The 6,600-nt window shown below is 54.7% G+C and carries 6 protein-coding genes and 1 pseudogene; 1 reads left to right on the top strand and 6 read right to left on the bottom strand.

From position 1 onward, the window contains the following. Window positions 1-246 precede the first annotated feature (246 nt). The 6 genes from L692_RS0123265 to L692_RS0123290 all read right to left on the bottom strand — a co-directional run bounded on the left by L692_RS0123265 (window position 247) and on the right by L692_RS0123290 (window position 6,141). Window positions 247-978, bottom strand: coding sequence for a ThuA domain-containing protein (locus L692_RS0123265; protein WP_025702356.1), 732 nt, complete (start codon window positions 976-978; stop codon window positions 247-249). A gap of 27 nt (window positions 979-1,005) precedes the next feature. Then, window positions 1,006-1,941, bottom strand: a complete 936-nt coding sequence (locus L692_RS0123270; protein WP_025702357.1) for an AraC family transcriptional regulator — start codon at window positions 1,939-1,941, stop codon at window positions 1,006-1,008. A 97-nt stretch (window positions 1,942-2,038) separates the two neighbouring features. Next, the gene (locus L692_RS0123275) at window positions 2,039-3,148 is read right to left on the bottom strand and encodes a GerAB/ArcD/ProY family transporter (protein ID WP_025702358.1); all 1,110 of its coding nucleotides are present in this window, start codon (window positions 3,146-3,148) and stop codon (window positions 2,039-2,041) included. A gap of 20 nt (window positions 3,149-3,168) precedes the next feature. Then, complete coding sequence (locus L692_RS33190; protein WP_025702359.1) at window positions 3,169-3,399, bottom strand: hypothetical protein; 231 nt, start codon at window positions 3,397-3,399, stop codon at window positions 3,169-3,171. Between the two features lies 1 nt (window position 3,400). Next, window positions 3,401-4,618, bottom strand: a complete 1,218-nt coding sequence (locus L692_RS0123285; protein ID WP_036725193.1) for a Ger(x)C family spore germination protein — start codon at window positions 4,616-4,618, stop codon at window positions 3,401-3,403. Further along, complete coding sequence (locus L692_RS0123290; protein WP_025702361.1) at window positions 4,615-6,141, bottom strand: spore germination protein; 1,527 nt, start codon at window positions 6,139-6,141, stop codon at window positions 4,615-4,617. The genes L692_RS0123285 and L692_RS0123290 overlap by 4 nt, the downstream gene beginning before the upstream one ends. Before the next feature lie 220 nt (window positions 6,142-6,361). Here L692_RS0123290 and L692_RS0123295 point away from each other — a divergent pair. Continuing rightward, window positions 6,362-6,600: pseudogene (locus L692_RS0123295) on the top strand (hypothetical protein); the annotation flags it as partial.

The raw sequence follows: 6,600 nt of genomic DNA on the forward strand, positions 1-6,600 counted from the left end.
GATGGAGGAGCCAAGGATCGACAGCTTGTCCGCGCGCCATTTATTTCTGGAAGCTTTGAGAGTCAATGAAACACACCTGCCTGTTTTGTTCAAAATAGAAGATTCAACTAAGTATACCACCGTCCGCCCGCTTCCGGCACCGCCCCGGGACGATTAATAAGCCTGACGCGATTACGCACAGTACAAAAAAGCCGGAACCGGGGAATTCCCCGGCCCGGCTTCTTTTCCGCTCTAAATGGGCTGTCCTTATTGCAGCACTTCCCGCTTGATCGGCTCCAGCTCCTGTGAGCTGCCGTAGACCGGATAAGCGCGGCTTGTCGGCTCGCACCACCGTACGCCGTTGACGATGACCCTCTGGATGTCCGGATGGTAATACGTCGGATAAGACTCATGCCCCGGCTGGAAGTAGAAGATCTTGCCACTTCCACGGCGGTAGGTGGAACCGCTCGGGAAGACGTTGCCACCTTCGAACCAGCCGACAAAGATCAGCTCGTCGGGCGCGGGCACATCAAAGTGCGTGCCGTACATCTCTTCATGCTCCAGCTCAATATATTCACCGATGCCTTCCGCTATCGGATGGCTCGGATTCATCACCCACAGGCGTTCCTTCTCACCGGCTTCACGCCATTTCAGATCGCAGCTCGTGCCCATCAGCTTCATGAAGATTTTCGACATATGCCCGGAATGAAGCACCACCAGCCCCATTCCCTGAAGAACGCGCTGATGCACCCGGTCCACAATTTCATCGCTGACCTCCTTGTGGGCTTTATGTCCCCACCAGATCAGCACATCCGTATTGTTCAGCACTTCCTCCGTCAGTCCGTGCTCCGGCTCATCCAGGGTCGCAGTCTTGACGTCCAGTCCCGCTTCCTTCAGGAAGCTTGCAATCTGGCTATGGATGCCCTCCGGATATACGGCCCTGATGCTCTCGCTTTCCCGCTCATGGCGGTATTCGTTCCATACCGTTACTTTAACCATACTGTCCTCTCCCTGTCCCCAATGTAATCATTTGCCTTCCTTATCATACAACTCGGGGAAGGAGCTTTCCTCCTGCATTTTAGCTGAATTATTCCCGTATATTGTCCTCCTGTATTTCAGCGGCGAAACGCCGGTTGCTTCCTTGAACAAATGGTGGAACGTCTTCACGCTTCCAAAGCCCGAAGCTTCGGCGACCGCCGTAATCGGCGCGTCCTCGTTAAGCAGCATCCACTTAGCCTTGTTGAGCCGGTATTCGTTAAGGAAGGACACAAAGGTCATGCCCGTATTGCGCTTAAACAGCTTGGTAAAATAATACGGGCTGAAGCCCATATATTTCGCGACTTCCTTCAGCGTGATGGCCTCGCGGTAATGCTCTTCGACATAGGTGAAGATGCGCTCCAGCTTCTCCAGCGTTTCCCTGGATTTGGTGGCCGACTCCTCCGAAATTTTGGGCTGCCGACGCACGGCGCTTTTGGGAACCTCACGAACAATCAACGTCAGCATTTCGAACAGCCGGGCTTTGATCAGATAGGCGTACCCTTCTGCCCGCCGGACATTTTCCTCGTGGATGCTCTCGATCAGCCCCCGCATTCGATCCGCCAGCCCTCCCTGCCATTTCCATCCGGACTGCTCCATTGAGGCAAAGGCGTCGCGGAGCGAATGCTCCTTGGCATCCGGAACCGGGACCTCCTGAAAAAAGCTCAGATCAAATTGAATGACGACCCGCTCACTGTCGGGCGAAGCCAGAAAATAATGCACGTCGCCGCCGTTGATGAACTGGATTTCTCCCTCCCGCATATGGATCGGCGCATCATTAATACCAAGATCCAGACTCCCTTTAACCACATAAATGATCTCGATTTCCTTATGCCAATGCGGATAGCACAGCCGGTCTCCCCTGTTCACAAAGCTGCGGAACGGAAAATGCTTGTCGAGCCGGGGAATCTCCAGATATAGTTTCATGCCGTCTCCCGTACCTTTACGTTTAATCTGCTCCGATTTCATGATAATTCAGCCCGGAGGCAAAGAGCAAAAGATTTTTCGGAAACAGCGGCCGGCTTCAGGCGGGTTTCGGGACTTTTTTCCGCCGCATCAGCCCCACCGTCAGCAGAATCAGCGGCAGCAGAATTCCGTTCGTAATGTCCCAATACAAATAATAATTTTTCATAGTAAAGGTGTAATAGACGATATTGGGGGAGATCAGATAGGACAGACCGAACAGGAGAAAAGCCCCCGGCAGGATCAGCGGCTTCGCGCCGCGCATTCCGGTCAGCCTGGACAGCCCCGTCAGGAACGCGAAGTAGCTTAGAGTACATTTGAAAAAAATGCCAAACATCCAGTTGACCGCCAGAATAACCTCGACCCTTTCGAGGAAATTGCCGATATTTATGGTCTGGGCAAGGATGTAGGACGGGAACAGCTCCGTGCTCGTATAGTACCCTCCCAGCACCAGCAGACACCAGAGGACGACTGAAGCAAGCATCGTTCCGCCGATTAAGCCCGACAGAAGCAGATCCCGCCGCGTGTGGGAGCGATGCCGCACAAAGGGAAAAATCATCATCAGCATGCACAGCTCCCCAAACGAGTAGCCCACCGAAAAAAATCCTCCTTCCGCAATGCCCATCGCTCCCTTGCCGGAGAACGGACGAATATTGGCGAGATCAAAATCCTTGATCGCCAGCACCAGCATACTCAGCAAGGCCGCCATAAAAATGAAAAAAAAGATTTCGGCCGACCGGGCGATCGGCTCCAGCCCCTTCATCAGCGCATAGGTGGTCGTAATCGTTGCCAGGATAATGATGACGCGCATAGGCGTATCGGTCAGAATATGCGTCTTGATGAAGTCGGCGACCTCCCGCATGTACAAGGCGGACCCCAGCAAAAAATACGCCAGATACCAGACGCAAATGACGGGGCCCAACCATTTCCCGAAAATGCTCCGGATAATTTCCATCAGCGTCCCGTCGGGGTACAGACGGCTGAGGGCATAGAACAGCCATAAGACAAGAATGCCGAAGGGAATGGCCGCAAAAGCCGAGATCCAGCTGGCATGCCCCGCAACCGTGCTGACAATTGTGGGCAGAATGAGCAGCATATCGCCGACGATCGAATAGATCACAAGCAGCGACAGTTGGCGCGTGCTGATCTGCTGCCTGAGGTTGTTGTCCACTTCATACCACCTTGCTTTCTTCAACCGAATAAGGAAACCATCAGCCGATTGAACGGGCCATAGACTACCATCAACACATGCAGCGGGCTGGGAAATGCCTTGCCGCTTGCCGCCGCAGACGCGCATGCAATGCCTGCCAGAGATAACGCGCCGCACACGATCGCTTCACCGATGCGCCGCTTGCGGAACAAGAGCTCAAGCTCCCGCAATCCGGCGGCAGCTCCCAGCAGAACCGTCAGAACAATCAGCATCTCAGTTCTCCTCCATACGCTGTTTAACGGATCTTCCCGAGGTTCCGATCAGATTGATATGAACCTTTGCCCGGCAATGAACCTCAAGGTCTTCAAACTGTCTGTTCTTCCACTCGTCCCTGATTTTGGACCACAGCCGGGGCTTCTTGTGGAAAATTTCAGCTCCAAAGCCGAGAAAATCGACCTGCAACCGATGCTTCTCGACATCGACCGCAGCATTCATCAGCCTGACCAGCTTCTCCTCGGTTCTCTGCTCGATCTCACGAATACTCTCCGGCCTGGTCACGTCAATCGGACTTGAGACATCGTCCAGATTCGCAGTGCTCTCAACAAGAACATCGATAACAGGCTCTCCGCCCCTCTCCTTGACTGATATCTTCGTCCGGCTATCCGTCGTCTCGGTCAGCGCCTTCCCTTCATCCAGCTTCACATGGCCAACCGAGTTGCGTATCTGGCCCGTGATGTAGTTGTAGCCCTTGGCTTCATCTTCATTCAGCCATCCGATCAGCTTGTCCCTGTGGAACACGGCCAGATTCTTGTAAGCCAGCTGGGCGGAGGGCTTCACCTTGGTGATATTATCCGCACTGTTTCCTTCTTCGGCGTTTCCTTCAATAACCAGCCCGGTCAATACGGGCTCCTTGCCGATCTGAATCACCTGCTCGATCAGCTTGCGCATGTTCACCGTGGAAGTAGGGGAGTAAAAGCCCGTCGAAATTTCCAGCGAATCGAACAACTTGTTGGCAGGAATCCGCTGCAGCGGGGTCATGATTTGGAGCGCCCGGCTTGCGGACACATCTTTGGCAATCATGACATTGAAGTTCCCCCTGACTCTGGGCTCCCGCGGAAAAAAATCAAGGATATCCGCGATGCCCTCTCTGGCCAGCCTCTCGCCGAGCACCAGCACCCTTAAATGGGCCAGATAGACGCGGCGCGGGCTGTTGACGGTCATCTTCCGCAGCGCCTCGAATACGGTAGGGGCCGTGGCTTCATACAGAGTGACCGGCGAGGCGCCGCTGCTGCTCTGGCCCGCAGCGATTTCAGCCGGAATGACGACCTGGGCCGAAAGCGTATACTGGTCCCCCGTCTTGTCGATCCCAAGCCCGATCGCAAGCGCCAGATCATTCAATTCCCGCCGGTCCCAGCAGCCGGAGAGGGGAAGACACAGCAGGAGGATGCACAGGAGCGCAAGACCCGGCCTCCGGGTCACCGGACCCGTCATGCTTCCCCTCCCCCTTTCAGATTCTGGCGCCGGCGGCTTCCTTGTCTGGCCGTGGACGGCCGCTTGCGCATGTAGGGCCATGGAGCCCGCAGCAAGCTGTCCTTCCATTCCCCTTCCGGGGAAGGCGAGAACGGACTCATGTACGGAGCGCCAAATGAACGCAGACCGGCAAGATGAATCGTAAGCATGAAGATGCCCATGAAGATGCCTACGAATCCGAAGGCTCCGGCAAGCAGCATCATGCCGAACCGGATCATGCGTATCGATATCGACATGCTGACGGAAGGAATAACAAAGCTCGAAATGGCCGTAATGGATACGATAATGACCATCGCCGCCGAAATAATTCCGGCCTCCACCGCGGCCTGTCCGATGACCAGCGTACCCACGATGGACACCGCCTGTCCGACCGTCCGCGGCATGCGCACTCCCGCTTCCCGCAGCACTTCGTAGACGAACTCCATCAGAAGCGCCTCGACGAAGGCGGGGAAGGGAATCACCTCCCGCTGCGCCGCCAGCGAGATCAGCATGGGCGTAGGAAGCATCTCTTGATGAAAGGTCGTAAACGAAATATAAAGCGCCGGAACCAGCATAGATATAAACAGGGAGGATACCCGTACAATCCGCAGCAGCGTGCTGATGTCCGAGCGCTGATAATAATCCTCCGCCGACTGGAAAAACTGCATGAACAGCGCCGGCACAAGCAGTACAAACGGTGTGCCGTCCACAATAATGGCGACCCTTCCTTCCAGCAGAGCGGCCGACGCGGTATCCGGACGGTCGGTATTGAATACCGTCGGGAAAGGAGTAAAGGACGTTTCCTGGATAAACTCCTCAATATAGCCACTCTCCAGCACACCGTCGATGTCAATTCCCTGCAAACGCTGCCTGAGCTGTTCCAGCACTTCTTTTCGCACAATCGTGTTCATGTACAGCACCGCGACTTCCGTCTGCGTCTGTCTGCCGATATTGTAGGATTCAATCCGCAGGTCCATGCTCTTGATCCGCCGGCGGATTAAAGAAATATTGGTCCGGATGCTTTCTGTAAATCCTTCCATCGGCCCGCGCACAACGGCCTGGGAGGTAGGCTCAGTGACGGCCCTCTCCTCTCCGCCGTTGGTTCCGACGGCAAGCGCTTCGCGGGCGCCGCCCAGCAGCAGAATGCTCCGACCGGACAGCAAAGATAAAAAAAGCGTCCGGGTATCTTCAAGCAACTGGCATTCACCGGCAACAAGCACTTCGTTGGCAATGTATCGCATGAGATCAAAGGATTTTCCTTCCGCTGGTTCCGGCGGCTGAATCCGGGTAGGCTGCATCAGCGACCCCAGAGCAACTTGAAGCACCTGGTTATCCACCATGCCCTGAAGATAAAGGATCGCGGCCGGCCAGCCGTTTATGACATTCATCGTCTTTATGATCAGATCCTGACTGTTCCCCAGAGCCGCACGGATCATCTCCAGGTTGGCCTCCAGATCCGTTTCAAGCGGTGGAAGAACAAGCTGTTCCGGGGGGCTAAAGCTCACAAGGGTTCACCTCGTTTCATGAGGTCCGAACGGACTTTAGGCGCAACGGACCGAATTCACAACCTTTTTACGTTAATATTCTTCAAGACTGGATAAATATTCGTTTTTGCAACCTTTTTTCGTCCAATCCGTTAATTGTAATAGTGGAGTCGTTTGAGAAAGAATACAGCGGGTATATAGCCTTATACTGCGCTTTTTAGAGTCAAGGGGGAGATTGATCATGTTGCTCAAAAAGACTGTTGTAATGCCTGTCATCGTACTGCTGTTCTTTTCCCTCATCAGTACGGCAAGCACAGCCCTGACCCGGGCGGTTGCCGAGAGCAGCGGACCGGCGCAGCAATTGACCGTCTATATTCATTCGCTCCAGACGGACGGGAACCGGGTGATTCTGACTGCGGATGAAATTAACTGGTATGAAGGAGCCGAAGCCGACCGCGTCTTTGCGCAGCGGGAGCCGGA

The sequence above is a fragment of the Paenibacillus forsythiae T98 genome, from assembly GCF_000520735.1.
In the GTDB taxonomy this organism is placed as follows: domain Bacteria; phylum Bacillota; class Bacilli; order Paenibacillales; family Paenibacillaceae; genus Paenibacillus_AQ; species Paenibacillus_AQ forsythiae.